At 42.0% G+C, this 18,831-nt stretch carries 14 protein-coding genes; 10 read left to right on the forward strand and 4 right to left on the reverse strand.

The window, feature by feature from the left end; genetic code table 11:
• Positions 1–9 precede the first annotated feature (9 nt).
• The 9 genes from SALWKB2_RS03770 (at position 10) to SALWKB2_RS03810 (ending at position 12,457) form a co-directional block, all read left to right on the forward strand.
• Positions 10–492, forward strand: a complete 483-nt coding sequence (locus SALWKB2_RS03770; protein WP_025330351.1) for an FKBP-type peptidyl-prolyl cis-trans isomerase — start codon at positions 10–12, stop codon at positions 490–492.
• A gap of 192 nt (positions 493–684) precedes the next feature.
• Positions 685–3,378 (forward strand): bifunctional [glutamate--ammonia ligase]-adenylyl-L-tyrosine phosphorylase/[glutamate--ammonia-ligase] adenylyltransferase, encoded by a 2,694-nt coding sequence (glnE, locus tag SALWKB2_RS03775; protein ID WP_025330352.1) that lies wholly within the window; start codon positions 685–687, stop codon positions 3,376–3,378.
• A gap of 141 nt (positions 3,379–3,519) precedes the next feature.
• Positions 3,520–4,188: a DnaA regulatory inactivator Hda gene (hda, locus tag SALWKB2_RS03780; protein WP_025330353.1), complete on the forward strand. Its 669-nt coding sequence runs from the start codon at positions 3,520–3,522 to the stop codon at positions 4,186–4,188.
• A complete protein-coding gene (locus SALWKB2_RS03785; protein WP_025330354.1) occupies positions 4,185–4,850 on the forward strand; it encodes a histidinol-phosphatase in 666 nt (221 codons plus the stop codon). The genes hda and SALWKB2_RS03785 overlap by 4 nt, the downstream gene beginning before the upstream one ends.
• A gap of 729 nt (positions 4,851–5,579) precedes the next feature.
• Complete coding sequence (locus SALWKB2_RS03790; protein WP_025330355.1) at positions 5,580–7,850, forward strand: NADP-dependent malic enzyme; 2,271 nt, start codon at positions 5,580–5,582, stop codon at positions 7,848–7,850.
• A 77-nt stretch (positions 7,851–7,927) separates the two neighbouring features.
• Positions 7,928–8,434 (forward strand): transcription elongation factor GreB, encoded by a 507-nt coding sequence (gene greB / locus SALWKB2_RS03795; protein ID WP_025330356.1) that lies wholly within the window; start codon positions 7,928–7,930, stop codon positions 8,432–8,434.
• Positions 8,435–8,632: 198 nt separating this feature from the next.
• Positions 8,633–9,544 (forward strand): AAA family ATPase, encoded by a 912-nt coding sequence (locus SALWKB2_RS03800; RefSeq protein ID WP_025330357.1) that lies wholly within the window; start codon positions 8,633–8,635, stop codon positions 9,542–9,544.
• The gene (locus SALWKB2_RS03805) at positions 9,528–10,463 is read left to right on the forward strand and encodes a DUF58 domain-containing protein (protein ID WP_025330358.1); all 936 of its coding nucleotides are present in this window, start codon (positions 9,528–9,530) and stop codon (positions 10,461–10,463) included. Before SALWKB2_RS03800 ends, SALWKB2_RS03805 begins: the two co-directional genes overlap by 17 nt.
• A complete protein-coding gene (locus SALWKB2_RS03810; protein WP_025330359.1) occupies positions 10,463–12,457 on the forward strand; it encodes a transglutaminase family protein in 1,995 nt (664 codons plus the stop codon). The genes SALWKB2_RS03805 and SALWKB2_RS03810 overlap by 1 nt, the downstream gene beginning before the upstream one ends.
• 532 nt (positions 12,458–12,989) lie before the next feature.
• Here the strand turns inward: SALWKB2_RS03810 and SALWKB2_RS03815 are convergent.
• From SALWKB2_RS03815 to grxB, 3 genes are all read right to left on the reverse strand, one after another.
• On the reverse strand, positions 12,990–13,664 hold the full coding sequence (locus SALWKB2_RS03815) for an XRE family transcriptional regulator (protein ID WP_025330360.1): 675 nt from the start codon (positions 13,662–13,664) through the stop codon (positions 12,990–12,992).
• A 133-nt stretch (positions 13,665–13,797) separates the two neighbouring features.
• The gene (locus SALWKB2_RS03820) at positions 13,798–15,510 is read right to left on the reverse strand and encodes a thiamine pyrophosphate-dependent enzyme (protein ID WP_025330361.1); all 1,713 of its coding nucleotides are present in this window, start codon (positions 15,508–15,510) and stop codon (positions 13,798–13,800) included.
• 262 nt (positions 15,511–15,772) lie between these two features.
• The gene (gene grxB / locus SALWKB2_RS03825) at positions 15,773–16,420 is read right to left on the reverse strand and encodes a glutaredoxin 2 (protein ID WP_025330362.1); all 648 of its coding nucleotides are present in this window, start codon (positions 16,418–16,420) and stop codon (positions 15,773–15,775) included.
• Between the two features lie 221 nt (positions 16,421–16,641).
• Here grxB and hemF point away from each other — a divergent pair, with 221 nt between their 5' ends.
• Positions 16,642–17,568 (forward strand): oxygen-dependent coproporphyrinogen oxidase, encoded by a 927-nt coding sequence (gene hemF, locus SALWKB2_RS03830; protein ID WP_025330363.1) that lies wholly within the window; start codon positions 16,642–16,644, stop codon positions 17,566–17,568.
• 25 nt (positions 17,569–17,593) lie between these two features.
• Here hemF and SALWKB2_RS03835 read toward each other — a convergent pair whose 3' ends face one another.
• Positions 17,594–18,826 carry a chloride channel protein gene (locus SALWKB2_RS03835; protein WP_025330364.1) on the reverse strand — a complete coding sequence of 411 codons (1,233 nt, stop codon included), beginning with the start codon at positions 18,824–18,826 and terminating at the stop codon, positions 17,594–17,596.
• Positions 18,827–18,831: the final 5 nt, after the last annotated feature.

An 18,831-nucleotide genomic window follows, 5' to 3' on the forward strand; every position in this document is an offset into this window, starting at 1 on the left:
AAAAAAATTATGAAAATCGCCAAAAATTCTGTTGTGACACTGGACTATGAAATGTTCAATGCTGATAACCAGCTGATCGATAAAACTGAAGAACCGATTAGCTATTTGCATGGTGGCTATGACGGTATTTTTCCGTTGGTTGAAGAACAGTTACATGATAAGACGGTTGGCGATGTAGTAGATGTAAAACTGGCACCAGATGATGCATTTGGCGAACAGGATGAAGATCTGATTCGTATTGAACCATTGGATGTGTTTCCGGTTGAAGTTGAAGTGGGCATGATGTTTGAAGCAGATGACCCGGAAACTGGTGATGTAATGGTTTATCGTATTACCGATGTAGCAGATGGTAAAGCGGTAGTCGATGGTAATCATCCGTTGGCTGGACAGTGTATTCGTTTTAAAGCAACAGTAAAAGACATTCGCCCTGCTACGGCTGAGGAGCTGGAACATGGTCATGTACATGGAGCGCATGATCACCATCATCACTAATTAGTTACATCATTGGATAATTAAATCTGAAAAAAGGAAGTTTCGCCGAAAGCGCAAACTTCTTTTTTTATTTCCGGCAATATTCAGCTTCTCACTGAAATACTGCATGTTATTGTCTCTGATTTACTGATTCACAGTATTAGTTTCAGACGGTATGATAAACCATGCATTCATATTCTTATTAATGCCATTATGACTCCCGAACAAATTCTTGCAGCAGCACGTCCGTATTCATTGTTTCTAAGCCGTTTACTGGATAATCAGTTACTTAATACAGACAAACTTTATCCTTGGCTGGAGCGGCAACTGACCATTGATGATTTCCGGAATTTCGCTGACTGGGCGCAATTACAGAGTAGTGAAAATGAAGATGAACTGGCACGCCAGTTACGCCTGCTGCGCCGTTATGTAATGGCACATATTATGGCTCGTGATTTGGCGCGGGTAAGCGATTTAAATGAAGTTACTGTAACTATTACCCATCTGGCTGATTTCACTATAAATATTGCTGAGCAGTATGCACATGCCTACTATGCTGGTTTGTACGGACAGCCAGTCGGTCAGTATAGCGGGGATAAGCAACGCCTTAGTATTGTAGGTATGGGGAAAATGGGTGGCTATGAGCTGAATGTATCGTCTGATATTGATTTAATTTTTGTGTTTCCGGAAGCCGGAGATACTGATGGTAAACGACAGAAGAGCAATCAGGAATTTTTTACAAAAGTCGGACAGAAAATCATTGCTCTGTTAAATGATATTACCGGAGATGGTCAGGTCTTTCGGGTTGATATGCGTTTGCGTCCAGATGGTGATTCTGGAGCTCTGGTAATCAATGAAACCGCACTGGAGCATTATCTGATTCAGCAGGGGCGGGAGTGGGAGCGCTATGCATGGACAAAGGCGCGTCTGGTCACAGACTATCCGAATAATATTGCTGCACTGGTACGACCTTTTGTATATCGCAAATATCTGGATTTTAATGCTTATGACGGCATGCGCAGCCTGCATAGGCAGATACAGCGTGAAGTTACCCGTAAAGGTATGGCTGATAATATCAAACTTGGTGCCGGTGGTATCCGCGAGGTGGAATTTGTTGCCCAGATATTCCAGTTAATACGGGGCGGACAGGTACGCAGCCTGCAATTAAAAGGTACACAGGAAACGCTGCATGCTTTGCTTCAGCACGGTATGCTGTCGGAGGATAGTGTCGATACATTACTGAAAGCCTATTATTTTTTGCGGGATACCGAACACCGGCTGCAATACTGGGATGACCAGCAAACCCAGATGTTACCAACTGGTGAAAAGCAACAGCAAATGCTGGCACAAAGTATGGGATACAGCGACTATAAGGATTATCTGGCTGCCCTGAATCAGCACAGACAGGCTGTGCACCAGATTTTCGAAGCAATATTTACTGAACCGGAAGACAAAGCCAAAGTAAACGATCCGGATATGCTGCGTGTATGGCAGGATGAAAGTGACAACAAAGAAAAAATCGCTTTGCTGACTGCGCACGGGTTTGATGCCAAAAATGTATTGCAGCGGCTGCAACAATTGCATCATGGCAGTCAGTACCGGCAGCTATCGTCCACTGCGCAACAGCGCTTTGACGAAATCATACCGTCAGTGCTTAGTATTGCTGCGAAATGTCCGCAAGCAGATGTTACTTTAGCCCGTTTACTGGATTTTCTTGAGGCCATTGGCCGGCGCAGCTCCTATCTGGCATTTATGCATGAGCATCCTGAGGCTCTGGAAAAACTGGCTAGTTTAATGAGCCAGAGTAGCTGGGTAGCTACTTATCTGCAGCAGCATCCGGTTTTGCTGGATGAACTGCTCAGCAATGAATTAATGCGTATAGATACTGATTGGGCAGCTCACTCGATTGAACTGGAGCATCAGCTTGATGAGTGTCATGGTGATGTTGAAGCCCAGATGGATGTTTTACGCCGGTTTCAGCATGCATGGATTTTCCGTCTGACTGTGCAGGATCTGGCTGGCTTGTGGACAGTTGAGTCCTTATCCGACCAGCTTTCCGCTTTAGCAGATCTGATTATTCAAACTGCACTTACAAGAGTGTGGACTGAGTTACCACGCAGGCATACTGATACTGCGCACTTTGCTGTGATTGGTTATGGCAAATTAGGCGGCAAAGAGCTGGGCTATACTTCTGATCTGGATTTGGTTTATATATTTGATGATAATCATCCAGATGCTGTCGATACTTATACTCGTCTGGCACGCCGCTTGACCAGCTGGCTCACTGTTCCAACTGGCGCCGGCATGCTCTATGATATTGATTTACGTCTGCGTCCGAACGGAGATTCCGGTTTTACCGTCACACATATACAGGCTTATGAGCGCTATGAGCGTGAAAGTGCATGGACATGGGAACATCAGGCTTTAACACGTGCCCGCTTTATTGCCGGAGACAGCATAGTTGGCAGACGCTTTGATGCTGTACGGAATGAAATACTGTGTCGTCAGCGTGAGGCGGAACAGCTTCGGAAAGAAATTATTGCCATGCGCGAAAAAATGTTCCCTACACATCCGCCAGTTGATAGTAACGTAAAATATGCCCGCGGCGGTGTCGTTGATGTGGAATTTATTGTGCAGTATCTGATTCTTTCTTTTGCACATCAGTATCCGCAATTATTACAAAATTATGGCAATATTGCTTTACTCAGTATTGCGGCTGAGCTGGGGCTGATTGATAGTAAACTGGCGGAAGACAGCCGTACTGCGTATCGTTATTATCGACAGCTACAGCATAACACCCGTCTTCGTGACGCAGTCACTACGCCCATAGATGCTTCCTTACTTGAATATTATCAGATAGTGAAGAAACTATGGAAACAGGTATTTGCCGCCGAACCGTCGGAGTAAATATTTTATCTGTCGGTTTTCACTTCCGCTAAATATAAAATCCTTATTCATCAGTTAAATTCCATCGTTATGCTGCTTGATATGAACTAAGCAGACAGCTACAATCAAAGGTCGAACTAGCTTTCAAACTGGTCTACTGTAGTGAACCAACTGATATTTGACTTTGACGATCGTAGCTATCCCGGATTTGATAAATTTCTTGGCCATACCAATGCGGAACTGATTTATGTGTTACAGCATCAGGCTGACCCGTTTATCTTTGTCTGGGGGGAAGCAGGCAGTGGTAAAAGCCATTTGCTCAAAGCATGGGTGGCTCAAGCACAGTCACGCGGGCTGAAAGCTGAATATGTTGATGCGGCCAGAGAAGGCCTGGGACACTGGCTGTTCGATCTGGATTGTGTTGCCGTAGACCAGATTGAATTACTCAGTGCCACTGAACAGCAGCAACTATTTTCTCTCTTCAACCATTTTCGCAACAGCCGGCACGGTAATCTGCTTTTAAGTTCAGCAATCCCTCCTCAGCAGCTAATGATCCGTGAAGATTTACGTACACGCATGGCCTATTGTCTTGTCTACGAAATCAAACCTTTAAGTGATGAAGAAAAATTCAATGCTCTGGTAGGCATGGCTCACGCACGGCAAATACCGGTTGACGCAGAAGTAATCCGCTATTTGCTGGCTCACTGGCGCAGAGATCTGGATAGCTTGCTGCTGATGCTCAATACCCTGAATGATTATTCACTGGCGCAGGGTCGACGCATCACTCTTACATTATTGCGCCAGTTACTTAAACAACAGGAAAATGCATGAATCTGGCTATTTTTGACCTTGACCACACACTGATTAACTGTGATTCAGATAATGAATGGCCGAAGTATCTGATGCAAAAAGGACTGGTAGATAAATCGTTTGTTGACATGAAAAACGACAAATTCTACCAGGATTACCTGAATGGCTGTCTGGATATTGATGAATTTCTGAAATTCCAGCTTGCACCACTCGTGCGTTTTAGCCGTGCAGAGCTGGATGAAATGCATAATGAGTATATGCGTGATTTTATCGTGCCGCATATTTCTACTATGGCTAAAATGCTGGTACAAGGTCATCGCGATGCCGGTGATGAAATGCTGCTTTTGTCTGCTACTAATGAATTTATTATCGCACCCATTGCAAAAGCGTTTGGTATTCAGAATATTATCGGCGTGCAGTTAGAAACAGATGCAGATGGTAACTATACCGGACACTATACAGGTACGCCCAGTTTTAAAGAAGGCAAAGTTACCCGCTTGCAGCAGTGGCTAGCACAGCGCGGACAGCAGCTGGAAGATTTTACTAAAGTGTATTTTTACAGTGATTCGCATAATGATTTGCCTTTGCTCAATTTGGTAACTGATCCGGTTGCCGTTAATCCTGATGAGAAACTGGTGCAGTATGCCCATCGCCATGGCTGGCCGATACTGAATTTTATGTAATGATGTATCATAACTTTGGCAGACAGTGTACAGATTTTAGGCTAAGTGATCGCTATCAGCCCACTTTACGTGATTTAAATGCAGCATGGCTGGCCAATTGAAATGGAAGGTGGCAATTATCAGATACTGTATAATCCTAAGCTGGCTGTAAAAAACTCTATGTTGAAATTCATACTAGTCTGAAGCCGGCGTTCCTGATATCAGATGCGCCGGCTTATTGATATACCAGTTAAAATTTGCTGAAATCATTGTCTGATTAATAGCATAGTTTTTATTTAAATAAATCATATTCTGAATAATATGGTCAGATTATAAAACTATAATTTCTCTTACAAATTAGTTTAACTGAACTGTATTTCCTGAATTTATATAAATTAATCAGCAGGTTGTATTATATGAAATATAATGATTCAGACTGAATATAAATTAACCGGTAAAAATAATTTTAATAAATACTGACTGTTGTTTTATAAAAATAAGAAAACGTTTTTTCCGGTTTAAAGAATAGTTGTTTTAAATCCAGCAGAATCGCAAGAACCGGATGTTTACAATGAATGGCAATTGATTATACTGATAATAAAGCGGTGTATGATTTTGTTAATTAACGCTATAATGTGAATAACTTTTATCTTGGCCATATTTAGTAAATTGCTCGGGTAAAAGTGACTTTTTAGCGTGCTCTTTCAAGAACAGCTTACTGGTGTTGAAAACCTAAGACTGAGAAAAGATATGGATGAATTAATCAAAGAAGCAGCATTACATTTTCACGAAGAACCCCGTCCCGGTAAAATTCAAATTACGCCTACCAAACCATTGGCTACCCAATATGATTTGTCACTGGCCTATTCACCGGGTGTGGCTGCACCGTGTATGGAAATTCACCGTGATCCCCTGAATGCATACAGATATACTGCACGCGGTAATCTGGTTGCAGTTATTTCCAATGGTACAGCGGTACTGGGTTTGGGTAATATCGGTGCTCTGGCTGGAAAACCGGTGATGGAAGGTAAGGGAGTACTGTTCAAAAAATTCGGTGGTATTGATGTATTCGATATCGAAATTAATGAAACTGATCCAGACAAACTGGTAGATATTATTGCTTCACTGGAGCCGACATTTGGCGGTATTAACCTTGAAGATATTAAAGCACCGGAATGTTTTTATATTGAGAAAAAACTGCGTGAGCGTTGCAACATTCCGGTATTCCATGATGATCAGCATGGTACAGCAATTATTACTGCAGCAGCGATTAAAAATGGTCTTGAAGTTGTTGGTAAAGATATCAGTCAGGTTAAACTAGTATGTTCCGGAGCCGGTGCAGCAGCGATTGCCTGTCTGGAGCTGCTGGTTGCGCTGGGTATGAAGCGTGAAAATATCACTGTGTGCGATTCAAAAGGTGTGATTTACCAGAATCGTGAAGAAAACATGGTGGAATCGAAAAAATTATTCGCCATACCGGATAATGGTCAGCGTAAGCTTGCTGATGCTGTTCATGACAAAGATATTTTCCTCGGATTATCTGGTCCGAATGTGTTGAGCGTGGATATGCTCAAAACTATGGCCAAAGATCCGATTATTCTGGCTATGGCTAATCCGACTCCGGAAATCTGGCCGCCTGAAGCTAAAGCTGCACGACCGGATGCGGTAATTGGTACCGGACGTTCTGATTTTCCGAATCAGGTAAATAATGTTCTATGCTTCCCGTTTATTTTCCGTGGTGCACTGGATGTAGGTGCAACTACCATTAATGAGCAGATGAAGCTGGCCTGTGTGCATGCTATTGCTGAACTGGCCAAAGCTGAGCTAAGTGATGAAGTCTCTGCTGCTTATGGCAATACCGAGCTTTCTTTCGGACGTGAATATCTGATTCCGAAGCCATTTGACCCTCGTCTGATTGCTGTAGTGGCGCCTGCTGTAGCCAAAGCAGCTATGGATTCCGGTGTGGCAACCCGTCCGATTGATGATATGGAAGCCTATGTAGAGAAACTGAGTCAGTTTGTCTATAAATCCAGCCTGTTTATGAAACCAGTATTCTCTCAGGCGAAAAAAGAACTGAAACGTGTGGTATTGTGTGAAGGTGAGGATGAGCGTGTTCTGCATGCAACGCAGCACATTGTTAACCACAAGCTGGCCTTCCCGATTCTGATTGGCCGGCCGGCAGTAATTGAAGCACGTTCGAAAAAACTGGGTCTGACTATACAGCCAGGCAAGGATTTTGAGATTGTTAATAATCAGGACGATCCTCGCTACCGTGAATACTGGCAGGCTTATTACGAGCTGCGTAAACGTCACGGTGTCACCGAGGAAATGGCCCGGCGCCGGATGATTAGCAGTTCTACTCTGATTGGTGCAATGCTGGTGCGGATGGGCAGTGCAGATGCATTACTGTGTGGTACGGTAGGTCGCTTCCATGATCATTTCAATATTCTGGAAGAAGTAATCGGCTATAACAATCCTGAACAGAATGCCTGTGCTATGAACGCACTGATTATGACCTCAGGTAATATGTTTATTGCTGATACCTATGTTAATCCAGAACCGACTGCAGAGCAGATTGCTGCTAATACACTGATGTGTGTTGATGAAATGAAACGTTTTGGTATAGAACCAAAAGTGGCTTTGTTGTCCAATTCAAACTTCGGTTCACTTGATCAGCCAAGCAGCACCAAAATGCAGGAAGCGCTTGCTTTAATTAAAGAGGCAGCTCCGGAACTAAACGTGGATGGTGAAATGCAGGGTGATCTTGCACTGGATGAAAAACTGCGTCAGAAACTGATGCCGGACTGCAAACTAAAAGGTGCAGCAAACTTGCTGGTAATGCCGAATGTTGAAGCAGCGAATATCAGTTACAATCTGTTACGTACTTCATCTCATGGCGTAACAATTGGCCCGATTCTGATGGGTATGAATGAATCTGTACATATTGTTACTCCTATGGCTTCTGTACGCCGTATAGTAAATATGGTGGCTTTGGCTGCTGTAGATGCCCAGCGTAAATAATCGCTGAATTCTGGAAGAATCATGCAGGCTGTCTGTGTTTTCAGACAGCCTTTTTGTGTCAATTATGGAGACAGTTTATGAGTAATGTGTCAGCACCCCAGACTGCACCTAATTATATTACCCCTTCGGGCCATCAGGCTTTACAGGATGAGCTTTATCAGCTTGTTCATAAAGAACGCCCTGAAATTGTTAATGTGGTGAACTGGGCGGCGGGTAATGGTGACCGAAGTGAAAATGGTGATTATTTGTATGGGAAACGCAGGTTGCGTGAAATTGACCGACGTATCCGCTTTCTGACTAAAAGACTGGAAGCTGCACAGGTTATTGATCCGGAAGCACGTGAACCCAGTGATCAGATTTTTTTTAGTGCTACTGTAACTATTTTACGCGGCAATGGTCAGGAGCAGACTGTACATATTGTTGGTACAGATGAAATCGATACCAGTAGAAATAAAATTTCCTGGGTTTCACCGCTTGCGCGTACTTTATTAAAAGCACATGAAGGTGATGAAGTGCGTTTGCATGGCCCTGATGGAGTGGAAAATATTGAAATATTAACAGTAGAATATATTCGAATTGGATAATGTACACATACTCATGAATAGTGTTAATATTCGTTATAAAATTTAATTTTAACAATTTATATACGTATGTATTGCTGCAAAATTATATGTATAAAATAAATTTTGTATAAATAATACAGAATTATTTCCAGTAGTTACATTTTGCGATAACAAACCCGATATCACTGCCGGATTTTTTTATTATTACTGTATCCAAACATGAACCCAAAACTCGAACCGATTTTCAAACAACTCAATGCCCTTATTCTGGGCAAACAACAATTGCTGATACAAATTGTTACCTGTGTACTGGCACGCGGGCATATTCTGCTTGAAGATGTACCAGGAGTTGGTAAAACCACACTGGCACATGCACTGGCAGCGGTACTGGGATTAAATTATCAGCGCGTACAATTTACTAACGATATGTTACCGGCTGATTTGCTGGGAGTCAGTATATTCCAGCCAAATTCCAACGAGTTTATTTTTCATCCGGGACCGGTTTTCAATTCTTTTTTACTGGCTGATGAAATTAACCGTGCTTCTCCCAAACTGCAATCGGCTTTGCTTGAAGCTATGGAAGAGGGGCAGGTATCTGTGGATGGTAAAACCTATGCGCTGCCGAAACCATTTCTTGTAGTTGCTACCCAGAATCCGACAGAACAGCTGGGTACTTACCCTTTACCTGAATCGCAGCTGGACCGGTTTATGATGTGTCTGAGTATTGGCTATCCGGCAGAAAAAGAAGAAAAACAGCTCTACATCTCTGGCGGGCGTCGCCAGTTTGTGCCACGCATTAAAGCAGTATGCAATGCGGAAATATTACAGCAATGGCAGGCAGAAGTATCCAAAATAAATTTATCTGCAGCGGCAGCGGATTATGTTTATCGGCTAGTTGCAGCTACGCGTACTCCGGGTACATTCGCAGTCGGGCTGAGTCCGCGTGCCGGATTGGCAGTAGTTCAGGCTGCAAAAGCATATGCATGGGTACAGGGAAGGGCACATGTTGTTCCGGAAGATGTGAAAGCTGTCTGGGTAGCAGTAGCGGCACACCGCCTGCAACCTTTACAAAGTCAGTCCCGAAGCAGTACTTTACTCACAGGAATGCTGGACCATGTGGCTGTGGTCTGAGACACCTGCACCTACACTTATTGACGGGCACACAGCTTTGCGTGCACGTAATATACGTGTCAACCTGACACGTATGGGCTGGGGTGTGGCTATTGCCAGTTTTCTGTTATGGGTTATGGCAGTTAATTATCAGGTAAACGTAGCTCATGCACTGGTGTTCTGGTTAGTGGGCATTTTATTATTTGGTGCACTTGCCGGTGTCCGCCAGCTTACCGGGATAGTATTGGCGATTAAACCCCAACAGGAATATTTTGCCGGTAAAGAATGTGTTCTGACTTTGCGAGCCTGTGACAGCTGCAAACGTACACGCTGGTTATGGCTGCAAACAGCACAGGAAATAACCGGCACAGCCAGTGACTGGGAATTGTGGACAATTACACCAGAAAATACTGAATTTCTCTGGAAATTACCTCCGCAGCGCCGTGGTATTTTGCCACCATTAATACTTGCCGGAGCCAGTATGGCGCCGTTTGGGTTGCTGATGATTAAAACTCAATGGGAATTTACTGAAGAACTTGTGATTTTTCCGGAACCTTTAGAACATACTATTTCAGCACAGCGTAGTAGTGATGACGTACCCAGCACCCAAATCAGTCTGAGCGGTCAGGATCCGGCTTATCTGCTGCCTCATCAGAGTTCAGCTTCAATGCGGCAGATAGCATGGAAACATTATGCCAAAACAGGTGATTTATTGGATAAATATTTTGAACAGGGAGGTAAGCGGGTAGAACCGTTACTGATTTCCTATCGGGATTATCCTCAGGGAACCAGCCTGGAAAAGATGGCGAGTATGATGTGCTATCGGGTATTGGCAGCAGATGCTATCGGGGAAAAATATATACTGGAGTTACCAAGACAGCGCTATGAGGCAACGACAGGTCAACGGACAAAATGTCTGAATGCTTTGGGTAGATGGTAATGTGGCTTGCTGATCCGGTTTTTTTACGTAAATCCCCATCTGTACGCACTCAGCTTATTCTGTTACTGATGCTGGCATGGGTATCGTTACCCTTATTATTTGAATTACCTCTGAGTGTGTGCGCTGCATTCGCTCTGTTGTGGATTGCGCGCGTTGCTTTGCTGTTTACCAGTATTAAAAAATTGCCGTTATGGGCATTAATAATATTGCTGGTGGCTACTTCTGTATGGGTATATTTTCGTGTGGGAACGATTATTGGCCGGGATGCCAGTGTTTCTTTGCTCATGTTAATGATTATACTCAAGGCATTTGAGGGTGAAACGTTACGCGACTGGCAAATATTATTATTAGCTCAGCTAGTACTGATGGGCGGCGGTCTGCTGTTTAATCAAAGTATATTAATGGCCCCCTGGCTGATTGTAGCGTTGTTCTGCCTGATTTCATCTCTGGGATTACTTGCGGGCATCAAACCGATGACGGCAATACGGCAGGGTGCAGTAATTTTAATTCTGTCTTTTCCACTGGCCGTTATTTTATTTATAGCAATGCCGCGCAGAAATACGCCATTATGGGGAGTGCCGCAGCCTCAGCAATCATCTGTTACAGGATTGTCGGATACCCTTGAATCAGGGAGTGTCAGCAATCTGATTTTGAGTAATGAACTGGCTTTCAATGTTATCTTTGATAATGATGCTATTCCACGCAATGCTGATATGTACTGGCGTGTAATGGTAATGGGTAATAACACGGACGGAAAATGGCATGCGGTAAAAGAACAGTATACGGATGAAGATACTTTACAGCTGCCAAGCAGAGCTTTGCTGGAACAGCGTACCGATAGCAAAATGGTAGGATATCAGCTGATTATTCAGGATGATCACGGACGATTACCGGCTCTGGATCAGCCTTTGCCTAATGAACAGTTTGGTTTCAGCCGACGAGTAGGTAACGTTGTCAGGGTCAATAATAGTCGCGAAGGTCTGCGCAGGGTACATTTATATTCTCAGATGACACCATACCTGCGTCAGCAAATGGATCAGGCTTTACTGAATTATTATACGCAGTTGCCGGATGGACTGAATCCTGAAACTCGCAGGCTGGCAAAACAGCTGGCGGACAAATCTGGTGGCAGCGAAGAGTTTATCAATCATATACTAGCTTATTTCAAAAGCAGTCATTTTCAATATACTCTAACCCCAAAACGGAACCATGAAACACAGAATAAAATAGATTATTTTTTATTCGAGGGACATGAAGGTTTTTGTGAAGATTATGCTGATGCTATGGTGTGGCTGGCTCGTTCAATCGGTGTACCGGCACGAATCGTAATTGGTTATCAGGGAGGAGAATATCACCCTGACAATAAGTTCTGGCAAATTCGCAGTAAGGATGCACATGCATGGACTGAAATCTGGATTGCTGAAAAGGGTTTATGGAAACGGGTAGATCCGACCACGGCAGTTTCATCAGTGCGTATAGACAAAGGGGTGGAAAGTGCTTTACCGGCAGAACAGCGTGCCGGATTATCTTCAGCTTTTCCGTTATTACAGAAATATCTGGATAATGGTCAGTTTTACTGGCAGCAATGGGTGGTTAATTATGATAGGGGCAGTCAGAAGTCAATACTTAGCTGGCTGAATTTAAAAAATATACCTATATATGTATTGATAATAGTCATTATAATCGCAATTGTCATTACGTCACTTCCACTGATTTTCTGGTTACGCCGTCAGGGTAATGTGCAGACTCAGCCATTAACCGATGGTATTAATCTGCTTAAGCAGACTATTGTAGAAGGTGAAGAGTCAGAATTATCTGCAATCGGTCCGCTTGAGTTACAAAATATTCTGGCAGAGCATAATTTGCTTAATGAAGATTTAGCTGCTTTATTGACACAGTATATAGACTGGCAGTATGGAGCAGCAGGAATGCCAGACATACGCAGCCAGCGCAAATGGTTGCGTAAAATGAAGAAAGCTGTACGCAATCTGTAATTATGCCGATTATCCTGATACATCATATCGAAGTTGTCTGGATAAATTATTAAGCACAGAAACGAAAACTACCCAGCAAGCAATGTTATCTAGAGCTGGGTAGTTTATTATTACATTTAATGACCATATTAATTTTTAGATCAGTCGTGTTTCCGTGTGGTCTGGAATGCCTGACTTTCCGAAATCACTACTGACAGATAACTTTTACTCGGTTCGAATAAAAGTTAAGAAATAACAATACTTTAAATTCTTTGGAATGAAAAGGAGTAATTAATGTTAATAATTAACTATTTGATTTTAAAAAATATAAAAATAGAATAGATTGTTGTTAAAAATATAATATTTTTTAATTTTGAAGTTGCTTTTAGATTGTTGATGCTGCCGGATATTTGTATCTTGCATCACTAAAATTTTATTTCATATTAATTAGCTATCTTTATGAATTAGAAAAATATTTTATGTTAAATGTATAAAAAATTTTGATGTCTATTTTCAAAATGTCAGAAGATAAAAAAGAAATAAAGAATATCAACTAGCCACAGCGCCAGACTTTTTTTCCTAAAATTATAAAATTATCTAGATGATTAGAAGAAATTTTAATAGTTTCATAATCACTATTTGAGCTTATGAGATTTATACCATCAACAGTTTGACGGATTTGTCTTATAAAAAAATGTTTATTGTAAATAATAGCATATGTTTCATCATCAACAGGCTCAACATCATTAGTGTTTATTATAACAATGTCGTTATTGTCCAAGTTAGGAGCCATGCTATTACCTTTTACACGCATGGCACGCAAATCATCAGAGATTAAATTTTTAGATGTGAACCAATTATTATTTATGAGTAGTGGTTCTTCAAATTCTGATAAAATCCAATTGATATTTTCATGATTTTTTGATAAATCAATATCGTATATCATAACTTTTTTATATCCGTCACTGGGACCGGGGTTTTCAGTTGGTTTTGGATTTTCATCTGTTTGTATAAAATTTTCTCCTGTACATAGCCATGTAACCGTTACTCCTAAAATTTTTGCTACTTCCTCTAGCCGTTTTCTTTTTGGAGCTGTGGCTTTAGTCTCATCTTTATTTTCCCATAGTTGGATAGCTGTAATTGATATATTTAACTTCTCTGCTAATTCAGCTTGGGTTAAACCTTTATTAGTTCTAGCTTGTTTAATACGGCTATGAATAGTGTGCATAAATTTTGACTTATTTTTTATTTCAAATAATAAGAGATTCAAGAATACAATTAAACTATTAATTTAAATAATTATTTTTGATTAATGTGTAAAAAAGCGCCCGCTGTATCAATCAGCGGGCCTGTTAAAAGGTTTAGATGTTATTTTTGATCATATCAATAACTTCTTTGCCTTTACCTTCAAGGATGGCTTTAGAACCATACCAGACCATGTTTTTTACATTTTCATAACTGATTGCTGGTGGCATTATCAGTTCTTTGTCACTGATTACGACATCCAGTAATGCCGGACCTTCGTGTGCAAGGAATGTTTTTACAGCAGCCTCCAGCTCAGAAGATTTGCTTACGCTTTGAGCACTGAAACCACAGCCTTCTGCAATGGTTTTGAAGTCACCGTTTTTCAGGTCAACATAGACTTCTACCAAACCTTCGCCTTTTTGTTCCTGCTCCACGAAGTTCAGGGAACTGTTGTTGAAAACAACTATTTTAATCGGCAGATTTTCCTGTTTGGCAGTAAGCAAATCACCCATCAGCATGGCTAAACCGCCATCTCCGGATAAAGAAATGACCTGTCTGCCCGGAAAGGCTTTCTGGAAACCATAAGCCTGAGGCATACCGTTTGACATGGTGCCGTGTTTAAGGCTGGTCAGGAAGCGCCGTTTGCCGTTCATGGTTAAATAGCGGGCTCCCCATAGCATTGGTGTTCCTACATCTGCGGTAATCAATGCATCATCACTGGCATGCTTATCTATCAATTCGATTAGTTGCTGCGGGTGAATTGGGTGTTTGTCATCCGGAGTGGCATACGTTTCAAATTTATCCATAATTTTGGCAAATAAAGCGGTATGGTGTTCCAGAAAACTGCTGTCGTTACGAGTTTGTATTTTCGGCAAAATTGTTTGCAGAGTGGTTTTAACATCACCAACCAGCCCCAGATTAATCGGATGACGCAAGCCTAACTGAGTAGCTTCATGATCAATCTGGATGATATTGGCCTTTTCCGGATAATATTCAGACCATGCAAAGCTGCAACCGAGTAATAACAAGGTATCGCAGTTTTTGATGGCATCATAACCAGCCTTAGTCCCAAACATCCCGGTCATACCCACCTGATAAGGGTTATCCCAGGCAATGCTGTCTTTAGCACGGGAAGTGTGTACAACTGGTGCCTTTAGTTTTTCTGCCAGTGCAATTACTTCATCATGTGCATCTTTAGCGCCAAAACCAGCGTAAATGGTAATTTTATTTCCCTGATTAATCGCTTTAACCAGTTCTTCTATTTCGTTATCATTCGGACGGGTAACTGGCTGCGGGCACCATATTTTTACTGGTTTTTCAGCTACTTCCATTTTACTGATGTCGCTGGGCAGGATTACAACGGCTACACCGCGTTTATTAATGGCGGCCTGTGCGGCCTGAGTGAATATACGCTGAGCTTCTTCCGGCTGGTTTACCATCTGGCAGAAAACGCTTGTATCCTGATAAACCTTGAGGAAATCCACTTCCTGCGGGAATCCGGTGCCCATAGAAGTGGCGGCAAGCTGACTGGCAATAACGATTACTGGTGCATTATTGCGGTTGGATTCGTATAAGCCGTTAATCAGATGCAAGCTGCCGGGACCACAGGAACCAGCACATGCAGTAAGTTTGTTTGTAATCAGAGCTTCAGCGCCGGCAGCAAAGGCAGCTGCTTCTTCGTGACGTGTATGCACCCAATTAATACTACTTTTTTCTATCGCTTTGCCAACAAAGTTCAGGGTATCACCGATGATGCCGTAACAGTTGCTGACACCTGCTTCGGTAAGAACATCAACCAATATTTCTGATACAGTTTTCGTTTTAGACATGCTGTATTTCCTCTTAAAATTGATTATTTATTTCAAAAATAATAAAGTAAATATTTTCTTACTATTTATTTATATAACCATATGTTATAAATAAATAAAATTTTTATATTAATTCTTTATCAATATTGTTTGTATTGTAATATTGTGTAATCAACAAAACAAGATTATTGTTGAAAATCATTTAAAATCGATATTTTTGAATAAATTTTTATAAAAATGGCAGCCTTTATGTTTTGCCGGCTGCCAAAAAACTGCTTATTAATCAGATTGCGCGGTCATCAAACAATGGAATGCGGGTAATCCGGCTAATGCTGTGCATATAATCCAGCACCGGCGCAGTCCATTCGATTCCTTTGACCATAGTCATATTGCGCAGTAAGGGAAATAAAAGAATATCTTCCATTCCGAAAGTACCATTACTACCATGATCATTCACAATCAACGGCGATAGTGCAATCAGATCGGCATTGAACCGGTTAATATAGGTTTGACTATTTTGTAAATGGTGCTGAAAATCACCAAAAATAGCAGTTTTTTTGTTGATGAAATAATTGATGGCATTCTGAGTAGCAAACTCAGGCAGGTTGATACTGATGCAGCGCGGTAAAGTCAGGAAATTGCGGTAAGTATCAACAATTTTTATCCAGCCCTCAATTTCAGGCCGTACTGTATTGTTTATAAGAGTAGTACCAGAAAGCTGGTCAATGTAGTGAACGATATCTAGACTTTCTCCCATGGCAGTACCATCATCTTTTACCAGAATCGGTACCATTTTTTTTCCGATTAATTTATTCGGAGTGTCTTCGTCATCATTCAGCAGATAGATATTTTCTACCGGTACTATTTTTTTACCGAATATCATTCTGGCTCGTACACAGTAGGGACAATGGTCATAAATATAAAGTTGCATTCAGATTTCCTTTTCGGATTTAGTGTGTTGATTAAATGTACAATATACAAAAAATATCATGTTTTAATATTTATACTGATAGTTTCGTATTGTTAAATAAGCGATAAATACTGTCAGGTAACAATAATACTGATTAAAATAATCTGTTATTGTAGATTGTGTATTACAAATATTAATTAATATTATACATATATTAATTAAACTTAGTTTACGGTTTTTTCATGAGTTGCGATGTCTTTAATCAAAATCTGGATTTTTTTCAAAACTTACAATTACATTTGGCTGATGCCCTGGCAAAAGAAGATGGTACTGCGGGGTTTGTAACAGATGAATGGTCTGGCAAATTGGGAAACGGGCGCAGTATGGTGCTCAAACAAGGAGCTGTGTTTGAACAGGCTGGCGTTAATTTTTCTCATGTTAAAGGTATCGCTATGCCGGCTTCAGCTGTGCGAAAACGCCAGTATCTGGCAGGAGCTCCTTATGAAGCAATGGGGGTGTCACTGGTGGTGCATCCGTGTAATCCATATGTACCTACCAGTCATGCGAATGTACGCTTATTCATTGCATATCCCGAACGCAGTAACCCGGTCTGGTGGTTTGGCGGCGGTTTTGATTTGACCCCCTTTTATCCATTTATTGAAGATATAGTGCATTGGCATAAGGTTGCTTATGATGCGTGTCTGCCTTTTGGTGAAACGGTATATTCTGAATTTAAAGAGTGGTGTGACCGTTATTTTTATCTGCCTCACCGGCAGGAACAGCGAGGTGTAGGCGGATTATTTTTTGATGATTTAAACCGCTGGGATTTTGCTCGTTGTTTTGCTTTTATACGAGCAATAAGTGCTGCTTATTTACAAGCTTATCTGCCTATTGTGGCGCGGCGCAAAAATATGGATTTTGGCGAGCGTGAACGTCAGTTTCAGTTATACAGGCGCGGACGTTATATTGAATTTAATTTATTGTGGGACAGAGGCACTCAGTTTGGTTTACATGCCGGCGGGCGAACAGAATCTATTCTGATGTCTATGCCGCCTTTAGCCCGCTTTGAATATCAGTATGAACCGGTACCTGGTTCTGCTGAAGCAGGTCTGGCCGGATATTTACGGGCACGTGACTGGCTGGCAGAAGCAGAAAACTGTCTGGTTTGAGTAGTAAAATTATTATAAATACTGTTTAACTTTGTTTTTTGTTCAATCCTTGCTGGCAGGATAGTGCTGTAAGCAGACACAGGCAAATTGGCATTATCATGTCGGGCGTAATATTGGTTATTTCCAATACAAATAATATGGCGGTAAGAGGCATTTTTTGCTGTACTGCCAGAAAAACGGTAGCTCCGGTCACAACTGCGGCGACTATGGGAACAGGTGGCAGCATGCTGTTCCATGCAGTGGCTGCCAGTAATGCAATCAGACCGCCAAGCATCATCGAAGGAGTAATAAATCCCCCGTATGCTCCGGCACGGGTGGCTAGTAGAAGCGCCAGCCATTTACCGATTAATAGTGCCAGAGCATAATGCCAGCTTATCTGGTCATTAAATAACAGTTCATTACCGGCTTTTCCGTTACCAAGTATCTCCGGCAGTTGCATGGACAAAACCCCGATAAGTATAAAGGCACCGATACTGATAAAGATCAGCTTGGGGCTGGTACGTACAGCCGGTTTGCAATAGGCGAGCTGGTATTGTAACAGCCATGAGAATGCAACAATCAGTGGTCCCAGCAACAACGACCAGATTAACAGTGGACTGTTCAGGGTAATTGCCGGTAGCTGATAGGCTGGCTGGCTACCCAGTCCGATCCGGCCTACCCATGCTGCGGTTGTACAGCAGATTAAAGCCGCAATAACGGTATTGCGCTGGAAACTGAATAATAAAGTTTCCAGTGCAAACAGAGCACCGGCCAGAGGTACATCAAAAACCGCGGACAGACCGGCGGCTGCACTACAGGCAAGCAGGACTTTTCTCTCTTCTGTACTGATGTTAAATCGCCGGCCGATAAAATCTGCAATGGCTGAACTGATTTCACGTGGCGCTGTCTCACGTCCGAGAGGTGAACCCATGCCTACTGTGAATATCTGTAACATACCATGAAAGAAAGTAGAAACTAACGGTATAGGTGTGGCATTGTTGCCAATTGCCTCCCTGATATCAACCAGTTTGGGAGCAAAACGGTGCAACAGGTACCAGCCGGCGCCCACTATTACGCCACATGCACTTAATGCAAGTAAACGATGTATGGCTGTGGTTTGTTCGACAATATTACGAAATGTGATGCCGTCTGTACGGACTATTCCGTACACTAACTGCTGAATAAAATGCAATAATCCGATAAGTGACATGCCTGCCACGCCGGCGATGGCACCACAAAATAGTAATATGGCAATCAGTTTCGGATTTAATCTGAACATGGCAT

Origin of the sequence: Snodgrassella alvi wkB2, from assembly GCF_000600005.1 — a bacterium.
Classification (GTDB): Bacteria; Pseudomonadota; Gammaproteobacteria; order Burkholderiales; family Neisseriaceae; genus Snodgrassella; species Snodgrassella alvi.